The following is a 25,516-nucleotide window of genomic DNA, read 5'->3' as shown; positions in this document are numbered from 1 at the left end:
TCCGTGCGCTCAGGTAAATGTTTAAATAACCCACATCGCTTCAACTGGTGGGGCAGGCGGTCTTTCCGGCGACTAGAGATGATCAAAGCTTTATTTCCCAATCAAAGCCAGAATTATTACCTTTTGCTGCTGTGTCTTGCCCGAAGATTTGGGGAGGGAAAGCTACACCGAAATTTCGGACGCTTTTTAAGCTTTGTTGGGGGTATTGCCCTTTGCCTTTGCCTGTGGCTAATGCTATCAATGCCCGTGAAGGCTGAATCTCCCACGCCGCCGCCAGTCACAGTGGACACGTTGAAGCAGATGCAGCAACAGTTAGATCGACAAAGGTCTAATTTTTCCCAAGAAAGCGATCGCTTACAAAAACTCGAAAAAGCCGCACAGGGACAACTAGGCAAAGTACAGCAAAATATTAACTTAACCGACACCCAAATCAACGATTACCAGTACCAATTACAACAAGCCACCCAAACATTAAAAAAGTTACAAAACCAGTTATTTTTCGCCCAAAGGGATTATCAACAAAAGCAAGCCGCCACCGTCGCCAGATTGCGTTTTCTGCAACGCCAGAACCTAACTAACCAAGGCTGGAATATCCTGCTTTCTAGCCAGAATTTTAATCAATTTTTTGACCGCCGTCGTCAGATAAAATTAGTTTTTCAGGCAGACAGGCAAATTTTAAGCAACCTGAAAGTCGAGTCAGATCAAATCAACAGCCAGAAAATCGCAGTCGAACAGCAGGAAAATCAAATTGCCCTAATTAGCCAGCAGCTACTGCTACAAAAAGCAGACTTTATGGCACAGGGACAGGTGCAGCAGCAACTGATTGAACGCCTCAATAGCAACAGACAAGCCTTAGAAGCTGCCGAGAGAGTTTTGGCAGAAGATTCCCAAGGCATCGCCACCTTGATTCAAAAACGGGTTGCAGAAGCTAAAGCAAAAGAAGCCGCCGAAAAAGCCATTCTTCGCGGCGACGACATTAAGCGTAGCACTGGTGGCATCTTCGGATATCCCAGCGATGCTGCAATTAGCAGCAACTTTGGCTGGCGGATACACCCAATTCTAGGCTACCGCCGCTTACATTCCGGCCTTGACTTTGCGGCAAGCTATGGCAGCACCATCCGCGCCGCCGAGAGTGGAGAGGTGATTTTTGCGGGTTGGTATGGCGGTTACGGCAAAGCAGTAATAGTCAACCACGGCAAGGGTATTACGACTTTATACGCTCACTCTAGCCAACTGTATGTATCTGAGGGACAATTGGTGAGAAGAGGAGATGCGATCGCATCTGTTGGTTCCACCGGATTTTCCACAGGCCCCCACCTCCACTTCGAGGTACGAAAAAATGGCGAACCAGTAGACCCCATCAATTACCTCTAACAATTACCTCTAACAATGCTATACTTATCCAAAGATATCAGGGCACGTAGCTCAGTGGATAGAGCACCAGATTCCGGTTCTGGGTGTCGGGGGTTCAAATCCCTCCGTGCTCGTTTAAAGCAATAGCGAAACCCAACAAATCGCTAAAACTAAGCCCGCCTGCGCGGGCTTAGTTTATTCGCCCTTGACTTTAGTCGTCAGGCGTTTTTCCCAAAAATTAGACAAGCCCAAATACTTCTATGCTCCACAAACCATTGCCTTCGCAACGGCTAAAATATCTTGACGCTGCTTTTGGGCAGTCTTTGCCCCTGTAACCGCACCCTTGTGGATGACAGCTATTAACCAAAAAGTATAGAAGCCCATCTAAACTTTGCTGTAAACGCTATAACCACAAGCTAAAAACTCTTTCAAAAATTTGGGAGGATTTATTTCCTTATTGATGTCATTAGAAACACGCATCCCCACATTCCCAAATTTTTCTTGCAGCAAAGCAGGTTTATGCGGTTTGATAGTATATTGGGGACACTTCTGCGATAATTGAGAATTTTTCAACAAACGCTTTATCTCACCTAAAGAATATTGCTTTAAATGACCGAAATCGAGTTTGGATTTCCTCGCTTTATTCAAAACGTTATCCAAAATATTCATCGGACAGTAGCGATTGTAGAATAAATCTTCAAATACAAAAACTCCCCCCGGCTTGATAACGCGAGCAATCTCTGCCAGATTGTGTTTTAGTTGCTCTGTTTCTAAACTCAAGAAAATACTACTTGCTCTAACAAAATCTATTGAGTTGTCCTCAAATGGCAACTTATCCCCGGCGGTACAAATTAAAGAGAACTCGGCTGAGGGAAACAAATTATATGCTCTTTTATACCCCAGCATACGCCGCAGAAGACTCTCGGAAATGTCTATTCCATAATAATTGTTGCAGGTAATCTTTTTCTGCTTTGAAAGATAGGCAGCGAGTCTGCCATATCCACAACCTAGATCCAAAATTGAATCAAAATGTTTACCAATAGGTAGGGGTTCCCAAACTTCCCCAAAACTTCCTAGAGACTCTGCTGTTTGTTCCCATTGCACTACAGCTGTTTCCCACAACAACTGCTTGAGTTTCCACATGGAGCTAGCTTCATAGTTTTTGGGAAAATATATCTCTTGAACCAGTTGAAAATCGCTTAACTGAAGTTGAGATTCTGCGAGTGTAACCACTTGAATATACCTCCCCTGTAGCTTTGGCGGAATACGAAGAACCTGTATCCTTACCCTAGCCGCCTAAAGATCGGGTATTTACGTAAAAATGCGGATTGACATCAATTGCATTTTAATTTCTATTTGAAAAATTTTGCTATAGCTAAAACCCATCTTCACTTAATCTTTAAGTAAGAAGCTAACTGAAGGCAGAATTATGAAGTTTGTGTAAAGTGTAGTTGTAATTACCAATAACCGGAATTCAGGAGCTTTCATTAAAATCAAGGCTAACAGGCAATTGAAGAAGCTATACTATTCCGACTTAGGTTATTACTAGGTAAAGATTTGCTTATATCCGTATTATTGCGGATATAAGCCCTTAACTGACAGACCCAAGGTTAAATTACCGTATCGCTACTATTGTCCCTCATCCCTCGAACAATGCGGGATAATTCGCTCTTTTCGTCAACTGCAATCCGAGTGGGTGAGCCACTGATAATTCTTTCATAATTACGGAAAGAATCTTTAATTTCAGCTCCCTCATCAGTGATAGTGTACTCGCGGATACCTTTTTCGTGCCAAGAACCCCGCATCTTGAAAACATTGATAGCACGGGACATTTCACCGCGAATTTCCACATATTGCAGCATCAAAATCGTGTCTGTAATCGTGGAAATATGGGAATCCGTAATCGAATGGGAACCCATAAATTGGTCAGTTGTGTTGGTAAAAAAGCCAGTAATTTCCTCTTGCTTGGCATAACCAGTAACGCCAATTACAAACTGCCGGAAGGCATTACTGCTAACGCCGCGTGCTAAAGCAGATAGGGAATCAATGGCAATGCGACACGGCTTAAATTCAGCAATTTCTGATTTAATAATTTGCAAATGGTCTTCTAACCCAGCCGACTCTGGATAAGTACAGAGAATTTTTAGCAACCCTTTTTGCTCCATCTCCTCAAAATCAATGCCCCAGGAATAAGCATTGCGAGAAAGTTGGGCGCGAGATTCTTCATAGGCAAACAAGATGGCACGTTCGTCCCTGAGGCAGGCATTTTCCAAAAATTTGCTTACTAAAAGCGTTTTTCCTGTACCTGTAGCACCTGTTGCCAAAATAATCGAATCTTTGAAGAATCCACCACCACACATTTCATCGAGGGTTTTGACACCAGAAGACACCCGAATATTGGAAGAACGCTGGGTGAGTCGCATGGCTCCTAGTGGGAAGATATTGATTCCATTATTGGTAATGGTGAAAGGGTATTCGCCTTTCATATGGGTAGTACCGCGAAGTTTAAGAATTTCAATGGTGCGGCGGCGACGTTCTCCTTCCAAAACGTTGCGAACAATGGCCACGTTATCAGAAACAAATTCTTCTACCCCAAATCGCGCCACTTGGCCATATTCCTCAATCCTTTCTGTCGTCATTATGGTGGTGACACCAATTTGTTTGAGGCGGGCTACCAATCTAAAAATTTCCCGTCGTACTAGCCCTGCGGCATCATATTGCTGAAAAATAGCTGTTACAGAGTCAACGGAAACCCGCTTGGCTTTATATTTACGAATGGCATACTGAATGCGCTCAATTAAGGCAGACAGGTCAAAGTTACCGACAACTTCCTGTCCTTCAGGATCGGGAGAAGCATCCAGAATAAATAGCTGGCCTTGATCTATGAATTTCTGCAAATCCCAACCAAAGCTGGAGGCATTTTTTATGATATCTGTAGGAGATTCTTCAAAAGTAACAAATACGCCAGACTCATCAAACTGAGTAATACCGTTGTAGAGAAACTGAACTGCAAACAAGGTTTTACCAGTTCCGGATGTGCCACTGAATAAGGTGGTTCTCCCCAGTGGTAAGCCTCCATGACTAATGTCATCGAAACCTTCAATCATTGTGCGAATTTTTTGGACTCCTAGCGGTGCCAATTCGTCTTTATGCTCGCTTGGATTAGTTTGATTCATCACTTGAGTCAAAAAAATAAGAGATTAGCAGAAACTGAGTAAGGGCTATAGACCAGTCTAAAGTTTAAAGGCGTAAGTATCTCTGGTTGTAAGGGTTTATTACTAATACACCCGAATATAATTTATAAATCTGATTCGGCTTGGCTGAGTTCTTCATAGAGAAGATCCAATCCGACTAATACCTTTTCTCTATCCGAAAGATCCCCGATGATTCTGCGGACTGGTGGAGGTAATACTTTTGCCAAAGTCGGCGTGGCTAAAATTTTATCTTCTTCAGCCAGTTGGGGATTTTTGAGAACATCAATCACTTTCAGGGCATAGACACCCTGGAACTCTTGTTCCAAGATATTTTTGAGTGTTTTTAAAGCCCGTACTGAGTTGGGAGTGTTTCCAGCAACGTAGAGCTTAAGAACATAGGTTTTTTTCAGGGCGGCCATAAATTAGCAATTGAGGACTTGAAAAAAGAATTAAGACTTAAAATTAAATTTTTTTAATTCTTAATGTTTAAGTAGTTAGGACTCTCTGGGAATGGAACGGCGATACATTTCGCACAGATGAGCAATGACATCAATCAAGGTCAGACGATAGTCTAATAATATTTCTTCGCTCCGCCCTTCTAGTTGCAAGTATTTGGAGAATTCATCCATTAATTCCATGTGAATCTCGACAATTTGAGACACGGACATATCGGCAAAAAAAGCCACTGTGACAAATTGATCGATGGCTTGATTCAGTGTACTCTCTTTGGAGAAGTAATTTATGACAATCTGGCGATATTCAGCTTTGAGTTGGTTTAAAATTTCTTGCCTTTCAGTTCGCGATAGATGACGGAAAAAAGCCTGGGAATTTCTCTTGTAGTACACGCCTAAATACCCTAATCGTTCCTGAAGTTTTTCAGCTAGCCGACGCTGCTGTAGCATTAGGAAACTTTGAGTATTTAGCTCAGTAACGGGATCGAGGTTGGCGGAAAGGTCAGGGAGACGACAGCTGGGTGCTAGGGTGAGGAATCGAGCGATCGCTTGATCAATCAACAGCGTCATCTTGTTGGCTTGGCTTGCGGTTACATGAACTTCCGCAGCGTGGTACAGATAAGTCCCCAACGATTGGTTAGCATCAGCGACGCTACTTACGTTACTCGGCTTATCTGTAATCACCGCATAATTACTGAGTTCATGCGTTACCTTTTTGAAAATTACAATTGGCAGCAGAGTGCCTTGTTCGTACAATTGGTTAAACAGGGGTAGCAACTCGCCTTCCTCCTGTAAAACCAAACAATCGATCTCCTGCTTGTGTTGCTCGATTTCGGCAAAAAACTCAGATAAGGAACTCGCCTGAGTTACAAGATAGTGATCGCTGCTCAAATCGTCCCTCACGGACTTAGCCAGCGATTCATTAGAAACAAACGTACAAATAGACAGGGGTGAATCCAAAACCTTAGTCAGTGTAATAAATTAATTCAGTGTTTCCATTGAGACATCCTTCACGAGGAGGATTTCTCACCGGAATCGTTCAAAAACTACTTAATAATAATTTAAACATTAATCGAATTGTAATTAATTGTAAGTAGGAGTATCTGAGAGTCGCCTGGATGGAGCAATAATTAAGCAGAACCTCTACTTTCATATTCCATAAGAAACTGCGCGATCGCCAGTTTTTTTTTAAACCCAACTTTTTTTGGCAGAAGGCAGGAGAAACCCCTACCGAGAAGCCAAGGAAGTACGTCCGCGCAGAAGTCACTCTCCCAAGAGCCAGGTTTGTCATGTTCATTACCAATCCCAGTCTAAAGGAATTTATTGAACGAGTTCCTGTTTGCGAACAAACAGCTGCCTTCGCATCTCTTTTAGAGATTTTTCGCTCTGGCGGTTGCGATCGCGTGGTGGTGGTGAGCGAACAACAACACCCGCTAGGAGTAGTAAACCTCCGGGCAATTATGCCTCATCTGATCGTAAAAAACCAGTTTAAGAAGCAAGATTACCTAATTGCGGGGGTAGCAATAGATTTGCAGCAACCCCTGTGCGAACTGGATTTGCCGCTGATTGAAAAAGTGGCAACCTTGCCTGCTTGGATTTCTTTAAGCCAATTCTGGCTGTATTTGCGTTCTTCTAATTCCCAAACACATCTCCCACACTGGGCTGTAGTCGATCCCTCAGATAAATTCTTAGGTTTGTTGGATAGCCAACGTCTGGTGAAATTTCTGGCAACGATAGAAGAAATTCCAGGGGAAATGGAGCAAAGGAGCCGAGGAACCCAGGAACCCAGGAGCAAAGGAACTCAGGAGAATTGGAACGCAGGAGAATTGGAATCTACTTCCCCTACTGCCTGTACCAAAGAGTCCCTAGTTCAACTCTTGGAACAACTGCCTTTGCCCTTGAGGTTGCAAACGATAACTGGGCAAATTATCGCCCAGAATCTGACCTGGAGACAGCAGATAGGAGAAAGTCTTGACCCTCACCTAGAAGAGCCTGAAGCACCTGTCTTAATAGATTCCTTGTGGCAACAGGAGTTAGTGGGCGTAAGTTCTAGGGGTACCGCAGCAGAATTTGTAAATTGGTGGGAAGGTGCCGACGAGACAAATCACCATCAAATATCAGCGACAGAAGCAACCATTGCCTCTAGGGAAACGGCCTCTAGGGAGGCGGTGACGCGAAATCCAACTACAAAAAAGATAGGTGATCGCCTCTGGCAATTTGTCACAATTCCCCTGCGCCAAAACAGCACTAACGTAGAGGAGAAGAGCATCCGAGTATCGGAGTGGGAACACCTACAAAACTACAACGCTACAACGCCCCTGCATTCGCTCAGCCCTGACCTCTCGCTGGTGATGGCAACCGACGTAACAGAGCAGCACATCTTCGCCAAGGAATTAGCAGCTAAAAATGCCGATTTAGTCCAACTCAACCGGATGAAGGATGAGTTTTTAGCCTGTATCAGCCACGAACTCAAAACCCCCCTGACGAGCGTACTAGGTTTAGCCAGCTTGCTCAAAGATCAGTTAATCGGGCAGCTGAATGAACGTCAGGCACGTTATGCACGACTGATTCATCAGAGTGGGCGGCAGTTGATGACGGTAGTCAATGATATTTTAGATTTGACCCGGATGGAGACAGGGCAGCTGGAACTGACACCAGAGCCAGTGCATATTCCCACAGTATGCGATCGCGCCATTGCTCAAGCGCGACAACTCCAGCCAGGTAAAGAACCATTGGAAACTGATCTTGAACAAGAAGAAATCAGCTTCACACTCAGCATAGAACCCGAATTAGAAACAATGGTGGCAGACGAATTGCGCCTGCGCCAGATGCTAACTCACCTGCTTTCCAACGCCCTCAAATTTACCGAATCTGGAGGCGCAATCGGTCTGAAAGTAGCTTGTTGGGAAGGCTGGATTGCTTTTACTATCTGGGATACTGGCATTGGCATCCCCGAAGCAAAACAGCATTTAATCTTTCAGAAATTTCAACAGTTGGAAGATACCCTCACCCGCAGATTTGATGGTACAGGTCTGGGACTGGCTTTAACCCAACGCCTTGCTCACCTGCACGGCGGAGATATTTCGTTTATCTCCAAAGTTGGTCAGGGAAGCCAGTTTACCCTGCTACTACCTCCTGTTCCACCACCCAATTCTAAAAAGCTGGGGACTGAGCAAGATTATTCCCAACCCCCAATTTCTAATAAACAAAAATCCAAAGCCCAAAATCCAAAATTTAGCAATCGGTTAATCTTAATTGTCGAAGCTGTACCCCAGTACATCGAAGATTTAACCCAGCAACTGACAGGTTTGGGCTATCGATATGCGATCGCTCGTTCTGGTACAGAAGCAATCGAAAAAGCACGCCAGTTGCAGCCACAAGCCTTACTGCTCAATCCCTTACTACCCCTGCTTTCCGGTTGGGACGTTTTGACTCTGCTCAAATCAGATGAACAAACCCGTCACATCCCAGTCCTCGTGACAGCAAGCCAAGGAGAAAAAGAGCAAGCATCGGCCAACCGCGCAGATGGCTTTTTAACCCTGCCAGTACAGACAGAAGCATTACGACACAGCCTGATTAGCTTAAAAGCACCTGAAACTCCTACCCCCAGTCTGACGATTTTGCATCTTACCTTTGAGGAGCAAGCAGCAATAGAATTCTCACCTACAGCATTGGGCCTGTCGCCAAAGCACCGAGTTCTAGAAGCCGACGATATAGAGCAGGCAGAACTTTTGGTGCGTGTTTGGCACCCAAATGTCGTCATCCTCGATGGTGCTGGTTTAGAAGACCCTCTGGCTTACTTAAAGGAGCTTTCGTTAACTGATCTTGCCTCTTTACCCTTAATAACCTTAGACCGCCAGACTACTCAAGCGGCAAATCAAGTTACTGGTCTTTCCGTATTTCCGTGTTTAGCATCAGATCGCCATGAGAATATGGATGCCTTATTGCAGGTGATTCAAGTTGCTGCTGGCATCAGCTGCCAATCAAATATTTTAGTTGTGGATGCCCGCAGTCTCACCGATGTGTTCTCCCCCACCGAAGAAATTGGGGAATCGAGAATAGATACAGGCGCAAATACTTCTCCCTACGACCGTACAGGCGAAGCATTTGACCCCCAATTTGTGGCTAGCCCCCAAATTAGCAGCTCGAATGGTTCCCCTCTGCTGCACTACCTGGAAAGCGCAGGGTTTAAAAGTTTACTCTCGCGTTCTTGGGCGGAAGTATGCCGTCAACTGCAACACCAAAACGTAGACTTACTGCTCATCGATCTGGCGGACATCAAGCCTTATCCAGCACTGGTGGAAGCTTTGACCTCCTTGAAGCAGATGCCTGCTCTACCGCCCATTTTGGTGCTGGATCATCGCTGGGATGGGAGAAATTTGGATGAAGCGACCATTAAGTTTGAGGCAGCCTTGAGAGCGATCGCTACCAAAATTCTCTCAGTACCTCCCCTGTCAATGGCAGAAGTGCTAGACCACATTCACGCCTCCCTCGCCCAAACAAGCTTCTAACCTGCTCTCCCTCGTTCCCAGGCTGAGCCTGGGAATTACGCAGGTCTGTGATTTTTAATTTAAAGCAATTTTATACGCAGCTTCTACGTATTTCTTTCCTTGACATTACTGCTAATCCTTGAGTATATTGCACTAGAACAAATGTTCTACTAGAGGACAGCGTTCCCGGACAGATTGCTGCACTCTGCTGTAGGAACACCTGCAACAGAGCAACTTTGTTATGGAGAAAAAGCATGAATAAAATAGCCTCAAGAGACAGCAAAGAAAAAATTCTTGAAGCCTTCAAGCAGCTTCTAACAGAAAAGAAAAAAATCGAGTCAAAAATAGCGACAAAAGAACAGGAAGCCGAAAAAGAAAAAAACAAAGAAATTCTCCAAGCTGCGTCTACATATACCGTCGATAGTATTGTCAAAGGTCTAGCAGACCTGCAATTAGAATTTGGCAGCATCGTCACCGGACTCTCCACAAAATTAACAGGAGAGACATCAAAGTTAAACGAACTAAAACGGGCGATAGAAATTGAAACCCAACACCTACAAGAACTTCAAGAAATCAGAATAGTAGCAGATGCGCTGCACATCTTAACTCAAGAACACCAAGAAAACTTAAAAGCGCTAGAACAAAAAACTGCAATTGAGCGGGAAGCGCTGCAAAAACAGCAAACTATAATCCGCAAATCTTGGCAAAAAGAGCAAGAAGAATACGAAACTGCACTCCAAGAACAAAATGCCTTATTAACCGCAGAACGCCAGCGGGAAACTGAAGATTATCAATACGAATTAGAAAGAACTCGAAAACTGGAAACAGATGAGTACGAAGAAATCAAGCGAAACCTAGAACGGGAATTGCAAGCGTCTGAGAAAGAAAAAGAAAAACAATGGTTAGAACGAGAAAATAATCTAACAGCGCGTCAAGCAGAGTTTCAAGAGCATCAAAAGAAAATAGACGGATTTCCTAAAGAATTGGAGGACGCTGTTAAAAAAGCCAGAGAAGAAGCTATTAAAGACGTTCACCAAGACGCTAAGGTGCAAGCTGATTTGTCTGAGAAAGAGTGGGAAGCTACTAAACAGAGTAATGAATTTAAAATTCAATCTCTGGAACAGACAATTCAAAGACAAATGGAACAGATAACAGAAATTACCGCCCAACTCCAAGCCGCCTCTAAGCAAGCACAAGATATCGCCATGAGAGCTTTTGAAAGTTCCTCTGCTAAGCTGACAACCAAAAGAGAGAACTAGGGGTTAGGGATTGGGGACTGGGGACTGGGGATTGGGGATTGGGGACTGGGAAAAACAAATTAGGAGATTAGCAATGGCGAGAAAACCTAGCGATAAAAATACCAAGGCTGAAATCTTAGCGGCGTATGAGGAATTAAACAAGGAAAAAGCAGCCATAGAGTCACAACTTAAGCAACTGAGTGAAGCTAAACCGCCTGCGATTAAAGATAAACTACCATTAGAATCTTGGACGACTATGAATCAGGGTGCTGCGGCTCAAGAAAAAATGGGTAACGTGATTGAAAGCCTCGCAAAGCTACAATTAGGCTTTGGTGGTGCTGTCAGTGAATTGTCGGAAAAACTCACCTTAGAAGCTTCTAAATTACAAGAATTCAGAAGTAATGTAGAAACAGAGGTTACACAATTACAAGAGCTGCACGCTCTAGAAATTGAAGAAGGAATGTTGGATACACTAATCCAACAATATGAGGAAAGCGCCAAGGAATTTGGCGAGGAACTAAGCCAAAGTCGCGAAACTTTGGAACAACAAACGTTGGAGGAAAAAAACGCTTGGTTCAAAGAGCAAGAAGAACGTAAACGCTTAGTTAAAGAACGAAATGAGACGCTGAATAAAACTCGACAGCGAGATGAAAAAGAATATAAGTATGAGCTAGAACTGCAACGCAAACTCAATCAAGATGAGTACGACCAAAACAAGAAAGGATTGTATAAGGAAATAGAAGAGTTCCAGCAAGAAAAAGATAAACAGTGGGCTGAGAGAGAGAAAGCGATCGCTGAACGAGAAAAACAATATGATGAAGCTAAAGCCAAGGTAGAAGCTTTTCCGAAAGAATTGGAAGCTGCTATCAAAAAAGCCAAGGAAGAAGGCAAAGGAATTGCTCATCACCAGACTAAGATTAAGGCAGATTTGTATGCTAAGGATGTGGAAGTGCAAAAGCGTTTGCACGACCAAAAGATTCAATCCTTAGACGAGACTATTCGTAATCAAGAAGCACGAATTCAAAGCCTCTCTAAACAACTTGACTTTGCCCTCAAACAGGTTCAGGATTTGGCTGTTAAAGCAATTGAAGGTGCCTCAAATGCCAGTTCTTTCCAGTCATTGAAAGAGATTACTCTGGAGCAGGCAAAAACCTTACAGAAAACTAAGTGATATAAAATCCGGTTACTTACGGATATAACCCCTCCACGAACAGCGGGGAGGGGAGCCAGAGCCTTTTATTAGTTGGATCGAGCCGCCTCGCTCCAAGCAACCATTTGTTTCGAGATTCGGATAAGCTGATAAGCACCAACTTTACCTAGAGTTTGGTATTGATGAGGCGCAAGCTTTGTTTGCTGCAAATATTTAGGCTCGGTAAGAATAAGTACCGAAGGTGGCTTAGCTTCACTGGCTGAGATCGCTTCAATGTATTCCATTGCCGAGCTAGCTTTGGCAAAGTAATTTACCGGACGCTGGGTGTAAAATACTACGCTAGGCTTTTTGAAGCCAATCATAACCATCGGTTCCCCAGGCCGCTCAACTTGAGCCGCGATCGCGCTTAATTCCCGCAACGGCAACTGACGCGCGTTATCCATCATGAAGTAGGCGGGTGTCAACACAAAGATTATAAAAGCCATAAACCCAATCAGATTGGGACTCCAAAGCCAACGCCACCAGCGTCGCCACAACAGCACTGCTGCTGAAACAGCAGCTGCTCCCCAGATGATAAATCCCCGCACCGGCAAACCGGAATTTTGCACCAGTTGCTGCAAATCTGGCACAGCCGGATCGTATCCCAGAAAATTTGGGCTGTATAAAATACCACCAGCAAGCACCGCCAAAAATACTACGTTGACAATGCCGCTCCAGAAGAGTCCTTTGTTCTTTGAGGTTGGATGGGAAGGTTGGATGGGAAGGTTGTTAGAATCCAACGTTTGAGGGTTCAAGCTTGACGACTCTTCTGTGACCACAGACAAGGGACGACTAACAAAGGTCATCTGTTCGCTGAACAAAAGCGCCACCAAAATCCCCGCTGCTGGCATCAGGGGCAGCACATAGCTGGGAAGTTTAGTCACTGCAACTGTGAAGAAGCCAAAGATACCAGCAAACCAAAATAGGGCAAATAGACCCAATTGAGCAGAACGCGGTTGTTGACGCCAGCGATCGCGTTTCCAAAAGCGCAGTCGCGCGATCGCTATCGGCAAATAAATCGACCAAGGCGCAAAACCAAGCAGCACCACCAGAAAATAAAAATACCAAGGGGCCCAATGGTCATTCACAACGCCCGTGAAGCGTTCAAAATTGTGATAGCCAAAAAACTTATCTATGTAGGCTTCCCCATTGCGCCAAATTACCAAAACATACCAAGGCACTGCTAGAGCCAGGACAATTGCCAAGCCCCTAATCGGGCGCATCTCCCGTAAAACTTGCCAGAAATTGCCCAGATAAAGTAGAAAAGTCCCAATAATTAGCACTGGCAACACAATTCCCACCGGCCCTTTGGCAAGAATAGCTAAAGCAACCAGCACATAAAACGCCAGATACCAACGTGACTGAATTGCTGGGCGAGAGGGCTGAGCATAACCAAGAAAAAAGGATAGGATTGCACAACCCATACAGCCAGTCAGCAGCATATCAGAAACGCCAGTTCGTCCCCAGACGATCATTTCAGGATTCAGGGCGATCAAAGCTGCACCCAGCAGTGCCGATAGCCACAACTGGGGAGGTGTCCGTTTGCCAACGCTAGATTGCCCCGTCGCAACAACACCAGAAGTAGCCCCAAAGTATCGCAACGTGTAAAAGGCTAACCCAGTCACAGCGATCGCACTCAAAGCAGAAGGCAGCCGCACCGCCCATTCATTCACGCCAACCGATTTATAAGCGATCGCCATCAGCCAATACACCAACGGCGGCTTATCAAAGCGCGTCTCACCATTAAAAAACGGCGTGATCCAATCTCCCGTCACCGTCATCTGGCGGGCAGCTTCCGCAAACAGCGGCTCCGTCTCATCGATAAGACCGATACTGCCTACATTCCACACAAAAGCCAGCCAGCAAACCCCTAGCACCCACAGAATCGATAGCGTCCAAGCAACGCCTGGATGCTTATCCCAATATTTCCACCCACGTCTAAGCGCTTGATCTACCCTAAATTTCATGAAATCCCGAACAGTCCCTCAGTAATGGGCAACCCCAAAGAGCATCTTCCCAGACCTTAATCTATCTGGAAATGCGACGCTCATGCTCAGTTGCAGGGGCTAATACTCTCGCTTGTCCCAGTTGCATTTCCTGACTCTGCCAGTACACGGGAGTTCCCGGTTATTATTCGGAGAAAAGTTTGTCAAATTGTCAAGTTGAAATATTGTCCGCTTCCAACAAACAACCGATAAAATTCTCATTGTAAAACCAGCTGCCATTCCGACACCTGACTATTCCATACAGGCAAAGGTGTCTCGCCCACAACATAAGGCCCCCAGTATTGGCGGGAGCCATCCTGGGCAAATGCCACCAGAATATCCCCCTTTTTTAGCTGGAAATCACCATTTGGTAGGGATACAATCAGTCCTTGGCTGCCACCTTCCCCAGGCGCAAAATCCCAGTGTGCAGGCTGCATAGAATAGGGGCGACTACTAGGTGAAGACAGCCCAGGAACAGAAGAAAATTTAGTCGGTGCCATAGCCGCCAGGAACGCCAGCCGCACCGGGTAATCGGTTTGATTACTCACCCGTAAAACCCCCTGAAGATCCGTAACTACGGCTGGTGGAATGACTGAGGGTGGGGAAACTCGGATAGAGTTCGACAACGCAGAAGTCTTTAGCTTTTCCACGCCTTCAGAATTAAGCAACACAGAAGGCTTAGTTTTCTTTAAAAAGGAGGCATCTGGCGACGCTGACTCAGTTTCTACCCTAAACTGCGTTCCCAACACAAAGAGTCCTAAAAGTAAAGCAATCAGAACTCCAGGGTAAACTTTTAAGCTCAAAAGCTTTTTCATAATTTTTAACTGCTTTACCCCGCACCACTGGTTAGCAATAACTATCTCCATAACAACAGGCTGCTCTTGAAAGCATCGCCACCCTAATATTATTGAAGCAGGGTTATAGAACGCACGACATCTGAGCATGAAATATTGGCTCAAAGTCTGCTAATGCCAACTTCACTCGTCAGCCCCGATCATGCAAAGGACTCGTCTGAACAATTTTGTTGATGTTATCGCCGCTCGGCTGGGACAATGGCTGAGCAATCCTTGGCGGCGAATATCACTGGTTACTATTAGTCTACTGTTTGGTGTCTTTCTGGGAACTGCTATTCCCACTACGTCGGGACAAACCGCTGAGGTAGATATAATTGCGGCGGGAATTTTGATTTTCTTCACTGAACTCGTCAGCCGATATGTTTATGGCGGGAAGCCGCTTTCCCCGCAGGCGGCTGTTGGTAATCCTCGTCGCAGTTTACTATCAGAAATTTTGAACGCTCTTAAAATTGGACTGACTTACAGCTTGTTCATTGAAGCCTTTAAACTAGGTTCCTAATGTTATCTCTGAGTGAAATTCTTAATCGTTCTTTAGCAGGACAAACGCCGACTTCAGGCGAGTTGGAATATTTGGCTGAAGTGATGTTATCAGATAAGCGGCGATCGCTTGCTTTCGGGATCACACCAGCTAATGTTGAGGAAGTTATTCGAGAGCGATCGCATCTCCTACTGGGTGTCTACCCAAATCTCCACCCAGTCTCCAGCCTAGAAACTCTCTGGAACCTCTGGCTTCCCTTAGCAATGCAACTGGCGCAGTCTCAGCAACAGTTGGGACATCCCCTGATCCAGGGAATTTTAGGCGGACAGGGAACTGGCAAAACTACCTTGGCCGCTATCCTCACCTTAATTCTCAAACACTTGGGAAAATCCACACTTAGCCTTTCCCTCGATGACCTCTACAAAACCTATAGCGATCGCCTCGCCTTAAGAAAGCAAGAAAGACGCCTTATCTGGCGAGGCCCACCCGGAACTCACGATATAGACCTGGGTTTAGCAGTTTTGGATCGCCTGCGCCATCCTGACGGACAACCAATTCCCATCCCCCGTTTTGATAAATCTGCCTGGAACGGTGCGGGAGACAGAACCCAGGCGGAAATTGTCCAGGGTGCCGATATTGTCCTATTTGAAGGTTGGTTTGTCGGTGTCCGCCCCATTGACCCAGTTGCCTTTGAGAACCCGCCACCGCCGATTCTAACTGCCGATGACAAGACGTTTGCCCGCGATATGAATGCTCGGTTAGAGGAGTATTTACCCCTTTGGGCGCGATTAGACCGTTTGATGGTACTGTATCCAGTTGATTATCGCCTGTCCCTAGCGTGGCGACAGCAGGCAGAACGGGAAATGATCGCTGCTGGTAAATCGGGAATGAGTGATTCAGAAATTAATGAATTTGTCAAGTTTTTTTGGAAATCGCTGCACCCAGAGTTATTTATTAAACCGCTAACCACAAATCCCAACTGGGTAGATTTGGTGATTGAGATTAATGCAGACCATTCACCGGGTGATGTTTATCGACCAAGCGATCGCTAATGCCACAACCTACTTGGACACCTCTCCATGCCCAGCTGCACCGAACTCTCTTGCAACGCCTGTTGATTCCCCGTGGAGAAAGGCTATTAGTAGCAGTCTCTGGCGGGCAAGATTCCCTCTGCTTAATTAAATTACTGCTAGATTTGCAACCAAAGTGGGGATGGCATCTGGCAATTGCTCACTGCGATCATCGTTGGCGGAAAGACTCCCAGGAAAATGCCAACCACGTAGAAAATCTTGCCTTAACTTGGGATATCCCTTTCTATCTGCAAATCGCTCCAGAAACCGAAAATATCGCCTCAGAAGCAGCAGCCCGACAATGGCGTTATCAAGCTCTAAGCGCGATCGCACTCGACAACAACTCCCCCTACATCGTCACAGGTCATACAGCCAGCGATCGCGCCGAAACTCTCCTATATAACCTAATTCGCGGTAGCGGTGCCGATGGCTTGCAAGCCCTTACCTGGAAGCGTCAATTAAATCCTGGGTTGCAACTCATGCGTCCCCTTCTAGAAGTCACCCGTACCCAAACAGCCCAGTTTTGCCAAAACTTTCAGCTTGCCATCTGGGAAGATTCCACCAACCAAGACCGAAAGTACGCCCGTAACCGCATCCGCCACGAGTTACTACCCTACCTACAAACCAACTTCAACCCAAAAGTTGAGCAAGCTTTAGCCCAAACCGCGGAACTCCTCCGGGCAGATGTGGAATATCTCGAAACAGCGGCCCAGCAGCTACTAGAACAAGCTATGAATCAGGGGTTGGGGACTGGGGACTGGGGGCTGGGGGCTGGGGACTGGGGGCTGGGTAAGAATCCTTCCGATTCCCAATTCCCAATTCCCAATCCCCAATCCCCAATTCCCAATCCCCAATCCCCAATCCCTACTCGACTAAATCGCCTCGTACTGCGTCAAGCACCCTTGGCCCTACAACGCCGGGTTATCCGCCAGTTTCTCTCCTTAGTCTTACCAGTAGCCCCCAGCTTCGAGCAAATTGAAAAGTTGACAGCCTTAATTACAGCTTCCAACCGTTCCCAAACCGATCCGTTTCCCGGAGGCGCGATCGCCCAAGTCTGGGGTGACTGGATTTTGTGGAAATTTGAGTGTTGAATTCAGAAAATAACTCAAAACTCAACACTATTTTTACGCGGCATTAAACTGCCCATTCATCAAACTAACGATAACTTCCCGCATCTGGGCAATAGATTGCAGCTGATAGTCACCCGTTTCCTGAACCTGAGCTAAAGTGGACGCGATCGCTTCCAACTTTTGCCGCATCTCATTAACGCGATCCTGATAAGGCTGTAGCATTTCCTGATAAACATTCACCCTGGCCCAAAGTTCAGCTAAAGCCGTCCTCGACGAGAGCAAATTCTGCTCTAGCTGCTTAATTTGGTTGCGAGTTGCCTCTTGTTCGCCAGCTTGATGATCGATCATTCCCTGCGCTTGGCTGATCGAGAGACGCATCTGCTCAACCTGACTTTCCAGCTTTTGCAGTTCCTCTGATTGTTGTTGTCGTTGCCCGTCCAGCTGACTCAGAACAGGCCCCAAATCAATTTTCTGGTTGTCCTGCCCATCAGATTCTATAACCCCCTGCCGTCGCCGCAGCACCCGCTGGTGCTGGTTCAAAATCTCTTCTCGCTCCCGCAGATTTCGGCGTTGACCTACCAGCGTTTCGTCTAGCATTTGGTAGCAATCCTGCTCCTCTGCCAGTTCATTCTCTAGACTCATCCGGTCATACTCGCTGGCTTGGTTGATCTTCGCCTGCAATTCGTCCACCGTCTGGCGCTGAAATGTCAGCTCTTCTTCCTGGTCGTTGACAAAGCGCACCACTTTTTCCAAATCCTGCTGCAAGTTTTGCACAACTTCTTGCAGCTCTCCTAATGGCATTTTCTCCAGGGCTTCCAGATCGATTTTCTGACTAATTTTGACATCTGCTGAAGTCGTTGCCAGACGGTTAAGTTGCTCGTAAAGCTCTTGTTGGGTTCGCAACTGGAGATCCTGCATCCGAGCAAACTCCTGCTTCATTTCCAGAGCATTCTGAAACACCATCCGCTCCGAACGCGCCTTTTCCAAAGCATTTTCAGCTTGGGTCAACTCCTCGGTGCGCCTTTGCAGCTCTTGAGTTTGCCGATCCACATCTCCTTGCATCTGAGTAGCGCTATTGCGTTGTTGCTCCAGCTGCTGCCAATGCCCGTTAAGCAATTCCTGCTGCCCATTGACAATTTCAAAAGCCAGATTCAGTTGTTCCCGGATCGCTTCAGTGGGCGCGATCGCCCCCGCTAAACGATCGAGCAATTCCCGAATCTTTTGCCCCTGAGCCTCATCTAATACCGTTCCCTGCTGATACTCCGCCTGTCGCTCCTCCAGCCGTCTTGTCTCGCCTCGCAGGTGTTCCCAAGCTCCCTCCAACTCCAGGCGGTTGCGCTCAAACTCCTCCCGCAGTCGCTGAGTTTCCTCCCGCGCCGTGTCAATCTCCTGACGCTGCGCCTCCAGCCGTTCAAAATCTTCATCCAACTGCGCCAGTTGTTCCACCCGCGCTTCCATTTCCATCTCGCGACGGTTCAGCTCCTGACTCTGATAAGTCAGCGACTGCTTCCACTGTTCAATTTCTTCTTCCTGGGTTTTTGACTTTTCCAGCTGGCGAGAGAAATTTTGCAAAATGCTCACCAACTGCCGCCCCGCCTCCGTCGGCGGACGCTGCACTTGTTTATTTCCACTCAGCTCGACTAACACCAAGACGCCAGCATTAAAATTATTGGCTTCATCGGGAGCGGGAATTACTTCATCAGCAGTCACCGCACTCCAACTCTGGTCAGTCCGCTGACAAGCCAGCAGTTTTAGGTCGGTCTTAAAACCCATTAACCCAGATTTCTGCTTTTGTACTTCTGCTAGATACAGCACACTGATGGTCCTCTTGATGTGTGTTGTGCCTGATTCTTGACCGACCTTTGGCCCAACCAGAGCCATAAGGTGACAATTGCGTAAGGCTAATACAATCGAGATCCTAACCTTTTGTGTCCCTGTTGTGGGAGTGGCAACCCACAAGGCTTTGAAAGAGAGTAATTGACACCCCGCTCTTAGCCATTATGACTGGTGGTCAGTTTCCTGTGAAAAAACTCGATGAATAAGCCCGTATTGGCAGCGCCGTCAAGACTTAAATTAAACTAAATATATTTCGATTTTCTGTTTATTTAATATCTAACTTGAAAACCCGCCCAATCTCAACACTGTATGTCAGATAGTTTCATTTTCCGTTGAGCTTACCTTCATCGGAAGCAATCTCTAAAGCATTCGTCTTGCTACGAGTCCAGATTCAGACTAAGCATTTTCACCTCCCCACCAGAACGATCCCTGGTACTGTATTATCTGGTTCAATCCGTTGCCAAAAGAAAAAGGGCATAATTGTAAAGAATTTTATAGCAGACATGGCCAATTAAATCAACACTTCCCCGGAATACAGCATTAACTTTTTTCTTAAAACGGTAATTAGGAGAGCGTTTTCATTACATGCAGGGAACGTTAAATGAAATTGATATACGCAGCATCCTGCAACTGATCGAATTAGGTCAGCGAACAGGGGAATTATTTGTAGAGGCATACAGCCATTCTGCCTCTGGTGCCTCTGAGAGTGCCGGAGCGCGATCGCGTAATATGCCCGGACGCGAAGCCAAACTAAAAGAACCAGGACCCTTCTGGTTCGTCTTCTTTCACAACGGGCAAATAGCTTATGCTAGCGATGGCACTCTCAGCCTATCGCGCCTGCGCGATTACCTGCGTCGCTACCGAGCCGACACCGCCCTCAACAACCTAGAAGTCCCCGCAATTGATTCCATAAACGCGCCAGAGTACGGCTACCTGTGGGCAATGCTCGAAAATCATATCCTTACACCAGCACAAGGGCGCAGTATCATCCGCAGCATGGTACACGAAACCCTCTTCGACCTTTTGGGCCTCCACCAAGGAGCTTTCATCTTCGACATCGGGCCAGCACTAGCACCCCAACTAACCACCCTAGAAATTGCCCCGCTAGTCGCCAAAATCATGAAGCAGGTGCAGGAGTGGAAACAGTTTCATCCCCACATCCAGTCCCCCGACCAATGTCCAGTAATTACAGATCCCGCCGCTTTAGGCAACGCCCTCCCGCACAACGCCTTTAACACCCTAGAGCGTCAGCTAGACGGAAAAACATCCCTGCGCCAGCTATCCCGATACTTGAACCGCGATATCTTAACCGTAGCTAGAGCGATCTATCCTTATGTACAACAAGGCTGGGTACAACTACTAAATTCCACCAACGACGAAACCATAGGAGCAGGTTTCAAACCCCCCCGTACCAAAGTAGGCGTAGGATTAAAACCCGATCCAACCCAAGAAACCCAAGTTCCTCGTGTTGTCTGTATTGAAGATGACGTTGCCATAGGAAAAGCAGTTGAATATACCCTAAATCAACAGGGTTACGAAGCAGTTGCGATTAACAATCCCCTGCAAGCCCTTAGTCTCGTCTTCCAACTCAAACCCGACCTGATCCTCTGCGACCTAGCAATGCCAGAACTAGACGGATATGAAATTTGTGCCATGCTCCGCAAGTCAACAGCTTTTCGGCAAACGCCCATCGTCATGCTGACAGGCAAAGATGGATTTATCGACCGCGTTAGAGCGCGAATGGTAGGAGCAACTGACTACCTAACCAAGCCGTTTGGAGAAAGTGAGTTATTGATGCTACTAGAAAAATACATTGGCCCAGGCGAAAAGGAAGCTATACTCCCCGACAGCACCTACCCTTCCGGCTTAGATCGCGAGATAGAACAAACAGATGTACGGGCTGGGTAAAGAAACACAAGAGCAGAGGGCAAAGAGAATTTTTCCTCTCCTCTTCTACTAAAAAATTGCCCCAGCTTGGGGCTTCGGCTTAGTTAATGATTAATCTAGGAATAGACTATGGACTAGGGACGGTGAACTACAGACTATCGACTACAGACACCACTGGAGTCATCAGCGCCGGAGCAAATCAGTATATCTGTAAACTTAGCCCCGGCATGAGTCTAAAGTTAGATGGGATACTTGAATTATTAGAAGGTCTAGGGGTGAACCAAGCGTGAGTCGTGAGCGTTCATGTTTGAACCGGCAGACAGGGAGGTAGAGAGTTATGAGTGTAGTTCTGGTTGTAGAAGACAGTCCCGCCCAACGGGCAATGATCTCAGACCTCCTAAAAGGAAGTGGGTTGACAGTTACAATTGCCACTGATGGCGTAGAAGCCTTGGAACAAATTCTCAAGTCTTGCCCCGATTTGGTGGTACTGGATATTGTTATGCCTCGGATGAATGGTTATGAGGTTTGCCGTCGGCTCAAAGCTGACCCAAAAACTCAGAATGTTCCAGTGGTAATGTGTTCCTCGAAAGGAGAAGAATTTGACCGCTATTGGGGCATGAAACAAGGTGCAGATGCTTACATAGCCAAACCTTTTCAGCCAACCGAGCTGATTGGTACGGTAAAACAGCTGCTACGAGGCTAAAAATCAATTAAAAATTAAAGATGAAAACTTAAAAACTTTTTCTTCATTTTTAATTTTTGATTTTTAATTAGAGGAGATGGGATGGTAGGCAATCCAGACTTTTTAACAAGCAGCGGTCAAGATCACTCACCGGATTTTCAGGAACTAGAGAGTCCTGAAGGCGAATTACATTTGCGTTTCTACGTTCCTTCAGGTAATGAGTTTGCCTTGGGAGCAAGTGGAATCCGCGAAGTGATTTCCTCGTCACCAGACAGGATTACTCCCATTCCCAATGCTTCTCCCTTACTATTGGGAACACTAAACTGGCGCGGACAAGTGATTTGGGTGGCAGACTTGGGTCAATTTTTAGGGGATTCCCAACCTTTGAATACAGATAAACCGGAAATTCCGGTGATTGCCGTTGAAGACCAGGACACTATGTTAGGTTTAGCTGTTGACCGTATTGTAGGGATGGACTGGCTTGATATCGATCAGGTGCAAATGCTAACCAACGTTCCAGACAGTATGGCGCCTTTTTTGCGAGGCGAGTGGTTGTTAGATGAAGCCAGCAATCAGTTTCTGAGATTGTTAGACCAAGTGGCAATTGTTCGCTCAGCGCGGTGGGCGGCATGAAAAGGCAAAAGTAAAAAGGCAAAAGGCAAAAGAAAAAACTTTTTTGCGGTTTTATATTTCTTTTTTTCTTGATTTTTACTTTTTACTTTTTACTTTTTACTTTTTACTTCTTTAGCTGGGGAAGGCAAATGAAATCAAGTACAGATTACTCACAAGAATATCAACACGCCTTTTCGGCATACACTCTGGGTAACTACGAAGAGGCGGCTACTATTATCGATCGCTTGGTCGAACATTATCCGGATGATCCGAATGCTCGAATCCTGAAAGGTCATATTTACTGTTATGGGTTACGGCAGTATGACATCGCACGGGAACAATATGAGTTGGTGCCTAGCCTGACTGACAATGCAGAATTTATTGATTGTGCCAACAATGGAATAGAATACGCTGTTTCTTGTCAAAACTACTCGGAATCAGTGGGTGTATCTGATACGCCAGTTGAAACGTATGAGTCAGGCAACCACGAAGAGTTCGCGGATGGTGACAATTATATTCCTGAAGGAATAGGGACATGGAATTCTCTGGAAGATCCAGACGCTAACGAGGCATGGAATTCCTCGCCAGCTTCAGACATGGAGACGGAAAATTTCGGCTCTCTAGATGATTTTGACTCTGGAGATTTTCAAGATATAGAGGCTTACCCAGAGGCTGATCCTTTTGGTAATCAGGCTTTTGAGAATTCAACTCCGGAGACACCAGCAAGCTATCACGATCCGTTTGTACAATCGTGGTCTGAAAACGACCTGGACGATCCGGTAGCATCCAACGATCCGGCTTTGTTTCCTATCGATGCCTTTAGTGACTTTGATGAACTGCCGAATGATGAATTTACGGGTGATGACACATTCGATATTAGTCAAAGTTCGACATATGAACTTCCAAATGCTGCTGACTCTTTAGAAACAAACAATTTCGAGCGCTTCCCTCTTGAAGATGAAACTCTTTTAATGAGGGCAAAAGAGCTGGAAAACGATCTAACTCCAGACGACAGTTTTGGATATGATAGCCTGGGTTCCACAGACGACACTGAACCGTATGGAACGATAAGTGACTCGATAGGCTCCCGAAATCGGTCGTTTGAGACTCATCCTTACCATGAAGACGTAACTTTTGTATCTCACTCAGACCAAAATGGCAACAGCGCTCAAGAGCATTTTGATTTTGAGGCTTTTGACGAAGCAATTAACTATGACTCGCTGGATTCACTTTCATCAGATACTCCCAGTAGTAGCGGACTACATACAAGTAGCAGCGACTTTTTAGACGAATTTGGTGATTTTGGCGATGATTTAGCTAGTATTCCGGATTTCGATCTGCAACGTGAAGGCAATAGTCAAGGATTCACTTCGGGAAATTCAGACTTGAGTGGAATTTCCCGGCGATCTTCGCCCAAAGATTTTGTCCGGAAAGTAGATAAGCGAATTCCATCTGGACAAGCTGGCGATCTGGGTACTAGCGTTCAGGATGATGAAAATTTCACCTTCACTGGAACTAGCGAACAAGTACCGCACTTTTCCCCAGATGTTACTAGAGCTGAGGCAAACGTTACCGTTGAGCAAGGGCCGCTTGCTTTCTATGAAAATGCTCCTTTAAAAAGAAAACCGCTGATTGCAGCTGCGATCGCCGGAGTAGTTTCCGCCATCGTCGTCGCCGTAGTTAGCCAAATCTCCGCCAACGCCTCTCCCCAAGCCAACAAAGGCCCCATTGTTAACCATCTCCGCAGCACTGGCTGGGTCATGACTCTCTTTGCAGGTGCCGCCAGCTTTGGCACAACTTTAGCTTTAGGGCGAATCACCACCCAACAAATTAAAAGAGCCACTGAAGACCTGCAAAACCAATTTGAATCAGTTTCGAGTGGCAATTTCAACGCTCAAGCTACCGTCTACACAGAAGACGAATTTGGCACCCTAGCCGCTGGTTTTAACCAAATGTCTCGCGTTATCCTGATCACCACATCAGAATCCCAACGTAAAGCCGAAGAGCAAGAGCAAGCCAAAGAAGACTTACAACGGCAAGTTATTCGACTGTTAGATGACGTGGAAGGTGCTGCTCGTGGGGATCTCACTGTACAAGCAGAAGTCACCGCCGACGTGTTGGGAGCGGTTGCCGACTCGTTTAACCTGACAATTCAAAACCTGCGGGAAATTGTGCAGCAGGTGAAAATGGCAGCCCGACAAGTTAGTAAAAATGCTACTGATAGCGAATCTTTCGCCCGTAGTCTGTCAAGCGATGCCTTGCGTCAGGCAGAAGAGTTGGCAGTAACTCTAAACTCGGTTCAGGTGATGACCGGATCGATTCAGCGCGTTGCCGAGAATGCACGAGAAGCTGAAGATGTTGCCCGCGCAGCCTCTGCTACCGCCCTCCGGGGTGGGGAGTCGGTGGAAAGAACGGTTGCTGGTATTCTGCAAATTCGGGAAACGGTAGCAGAAACTACTCGAAAAGTCAAGAGGCTTGCGGAATCTTCCCAGGAAATTTCCAAGATCGTCGCCTTGATTTCCGGAATTGCCTCCCGTACTAACCTGTTGGCGCTCAATGCCAGTATTGAGGCAGCACGGGCTGGCGAAGCGGGTCGCGGCTTCGCGGTGGTGGCAGATGAAGTGCGACAACTGGCAGACCGAGCCGCGAAAGCTCTTAAGGAAATTGAGCAGATCGTGCTACAAATCCAGCAGGAAACGGGTTCGGTGATGACGGCAATGGAAGAAGGTACCCAGCAGGTAATTGAGGGAACTAAACGGGCAGAACAGGCAAAACGCAGTCTAGAAGACATCATTCAGGTGTCAAATCGCATTGATGCGCTAGTGCGTTCGATTACCGCTGACACTGTGGAACAGACAGAAACTTCTTCTGCTGTGGCTCAGGTGATGCAGTCGGTGGAACTGACCGCGCAAGAAACTTCACAGGAAGCTCAGAGGGTGTCAAATGCGCTGCAAAATCTGGTCGGCGTGGCGCGAGATTTGCTGACTTCCGTGGAACGCTTCCGCATCGAAGCTACCGAGGGAAAATAAGGGTCAGTTGGCGTTGTCAGGTTGTCAGGTGGGAAAGTTGTTAAAACATGACTTCGTTTCAAGAAGTTGAATCTTGCCTGAAGACTGACTAACGACT

The 25,516-nt window shown here is 46.3% G+C and carries 20 protein-coding genes and 1 tRNA gene; 13 read left to right on the top strand and 8 right to left on the bottom strand.

The features are described from left to right. The first annotated feature begins 231 nt into the window (after nt 1–231). Together NDI42_RS02420 and NDI42_RS02415 are read left to right on the top strand one after the other, a co-directional pair. A complete protein-coding gene (locus tag NDI42_RS02420; RefSeq protein ID WP_431191424.1) occupies nt 232–1,374 on the top strand; it encodes a M23 family metallopeptidase in 1,143 nt (380 codons plus the stop codon). 40 nt (nt 1,375–1,414) lie between these two features. Further along, nucleotides 1,415–1,487: transfer RNA gene (locus tag NDI42_RS02415), tRNA-Arg, on the top strand. A 124-nt stretch (nt 1,488–1,611) separates the two neighbouring features. Here the strand turns inward: NDI42_RS02415 and NDI42_RS02410 are convergent. The 5 genes from NDI42_RS02410 to NDI42_RS02390 form a co-directional block, all read right to left on the bottom strand. Next, on the bottom strand, nt 1,612–1,737 hold the full coding sequence (locus tag NDI42_RS02410; RefSeq protein WP_277876901.1) for a hypothetical protein: 126 nt from the start codon (nt 1,735–1,737) through the stop codon (nt 1,612–1,614). Next, complete coding sequence (locus tag NDI42_RS02405) at nt 1,738–2,586, bottom strand: class I SAM-dependent methyltransferase (protein ID WP_190459715.1); 849 nt, start codon at nt 2,584–2,586, stop codon at nt 1,738–1,740. Between the two features lie 377 nt (nt 2,587–2,963). Beyond that, entirely contained in the window at nt 2,964–4,529 is a 1,566-nt protein-coding gene (gene kaiC, locus NDI42_RS02400; RefSeq protein WP_190459713.1) for a circadian clock protein KaiC, read from the bottom strand. 122 nt (nt 4,530–4,651) lie between these two features. Beyond that, nucleotides 4,652–4,966, bottom strand: a complete 315-nt coding sequence (kaiB, locus tag NDI42_RS02395) for a circadian clock protein KaiB (RefSeq protein WP_190459711.1) — start codon at nt 4,964–4,966, stop codon at nt 4,652–4,654. A gap of 75 nt (nt 4,967–5,041) precedes the next feature. After that, nucleotides 5,042–5,959 carry a circadian clock protein KaiA gene (locus NDI42_RS02390; protein WP_190459709.1) on the bottom strand — a complete coding sequence of 306 codons (918 nt, stop codon included), beginning with the start codon at nt 5,957–5,959 and terminating at the stop codon, nt 5,042–5,044. Nucleotides 5,960–6,288: 329 nt separating this feature from the next. Between NDI42_RS02390 and NDI42_RS02385 the strand changes: the two genes are divergently transcribed. From NDI42_RS02385 to NDI42_RS02375, 3 genes are all read left to right on the top strand, one after another. Then, nucleotides 6,289–9,510: an ATP-binding response regulator gene (locus NDI42_RS02385; protein WP_190459708.1), complete on the top strand. Its 3,222-nt coding sequence runs from the start codon at nt 6,289–6,291 to the stop codon at nt 9,508–9,510. Nucleotides 9,511–9,743: 233 nt separating this feature from the next. After that, entirely contained in the window at nt 9,744–10,748 is a 1,005-nt protein-coding gene (locus NDI42_RS02380) for a coiled-coil domain-containing protein (protein ID WP_190459706.1), read from the top strand. A gap of 73 nt (nt 10,749–10,821) precedes the next feature. Continuing rightward, the gene (locus NDI42_RS02375) at nt 10,822–11,898 is read left to right on the top strand and encodes a coiled-coil domain-containing protein (protein WP_190459704.1); all 1,077 of its coding nucleotides are present in this window, start codon (nt 10,822–10,824) and stop codon (nt 11,896–11,898) included. Between the two features lie 68 nt (nt 11,899–11,966). On the opposite strand, the gene NDI42_RS02370 is transcribed toward NDI42_RS02375, so the two are convergent. Together NDI42_RS02370 and NDI42_RS02365 are read right to left on the bottom strand one after the other, a co-directional pair. Continuing rightward, entirely contained in the window at nt 11,967–13,883 is a 1,917-nt protein-coding gene (locus NDI42_RS02370) for an ArnT family glycosyltransferase (protein WP_190459702.1), read from the bottom strand. Nucleotides 13,884–14,119: 236 nt separating this feature from the next. Further along, nucleotides 14,120–14,767 (bottom strand): hypothetical protein, encoded by a 648-nt coding sequence (locus NDI42_RS02365; RefSeq protein ID WP_199311431.1) that lies wholly within the window; start codon nt 14,765–14,767, stop codon nt 14,120–14,122. Nucleotides 14,768–14,897: 130 nt separating this feature from the next. On the opposite strand from NDI42_RS02365, the gene NDI42_RS02360 reads away from it, so the two are divergent. The 3 genes from NDI42_RS02360 to tilS are packed head-to-tail and all read left to right on the top strand — an operon-like array spanning nt 14,898 to nt 17,394. Beyond that, on the top strand, nt 14,898–15,254 hold the full coding sequence (locus tag NDI42_RS02360) for a DUF565 domain-containing protein (protein ID WP_190459700.1): 357 nt from the start codon (nt 14,898–14,900) through the stop codon (nt 15,252–15,254). Beyond that, nucleotides 15,254–16,285 (top strand): glycerate kinase, encoded by a 1,032-nt coding sequence (locus NDI42_RS02355; protein ID WP_190459698.1) that lies wholly within the window; start codon nt 15,254–15,256, stop codon nt 16,283–16,285. Before NDI42_RS02360 ends, NDI42_RS02355 begins: the two co-directional genes overlap by 1 nt. Next, entirely contained in the window at nt 16,285–17,394 is a 1,110-nt protein-coding gene (tilS, locus tag NDI42_RS02350; RefSeq protein ID WP_190459696.1) for a tRNA lysidine(34) synthetase TilS, read from the top strand. The genes NDI42_RS02355 and tilS overlap by 1 nt, the downstream gene beginning before the upstream one ends. Nucleotides 17,395–17,427: 33 nt before the next feature. Here tilS and hmpF read toward each other — a convergent pair whose 3' ends face one another. Then, nucleotides 17,428–19,188, bottom strand: a complete 1,761-nt coding sequence (hmpF, locus tag NDI42_RS02345) for a pilus motility taxis protein HmpF (protein ID WP_190459694.1) — start codon at nt 19,186–19,188, stop codon at nt 17,428–17,430. Between the two features lie 606 nt (nt 19,189–19,794). Here hmpF and NDI42_RS02340 point away from each other — a divergent pair. The 5 genes from NDI42_RS02340 (at nt 19,795) to NDI42_RS02320 (ending at nt 25,419) form a co-directional block, all read left to right on the top strand. Continuing rightward, on the top strand, nt 19,795–21,117 hold the full coding sequence (locus NDI42_RS02340) for a response regulator (protein WP_190459692.1): 1,323 nt from the start codon (nt 19,795–19,797) through the stop codon (nt 21,115–21,117). A gap of 86 nt (nt 21,118–21,203) precedes the next feature. Beyond that, nucleotides 21,204–21,386 carry a hypothetical protein gene (locus NDI42_RS02335; RefSeq protein WP_190420614.1) on the top strand — a complete coding sequence of 61 codons (183 nt, stop codon included), beginning with the start codon at nt 21,204–21,206 and terminating at the stop codon, nt 21,384–21,386. 47 nt (nt 21,387–21,433) lie between these two features. Continuing rightward, nucleotides 21,434–21,799, top strand: coding sequence for a response regulator transcription factor (locus tag NDI42_RS02330; protein WP_190414517.1), 366 nt, complete (start codon nt 21,434–21,436; stop codon nt 21,797–21,799). Between the two features lie 81 nt (nt 21,800–21,880). Continuing rightward, nucleotides 21,881–22,411 (top strand): chemotaxis protein CheW, encoded by a 531-nt coding sequence (locus NDI42_RS02325; protein ID WP_190420615.1) that lies wholly within the window; start codon nt 21,881–21,883, stop codon nt 22,409–22,411. 128 nt (nt 22,412–22,539) lie between these two features. Beyond that, the gene (locus tag NDI42_RS02320) at nt 22,540–25,419 is read left to right on the top strand and encodes a methyl-accepting chemotaxis protein (protein WP_190459690.1); all 2,880 of its coding nucleotides are present in this window, start codon (nt 22,540–22,542) and stop codon (nt 25,417–25,419) included. The last annotated feature ends 97 nt before the right edge of the window (nt 25,420–25,516 follow it).

The sequence above is a fragment of the Funiculus sociatus GB2-C1 genome (assembly GCF_039962115.1).
GTDB lineage: Bacteria > Cyanobacteriota > Cyanobacteriia > Cyanobacteriales > FACHB-T130 > Funiculus > Funiculus sociatus.
This window is presented reverse-complemented; position numbering and strand designations above follow the sequence as displayed.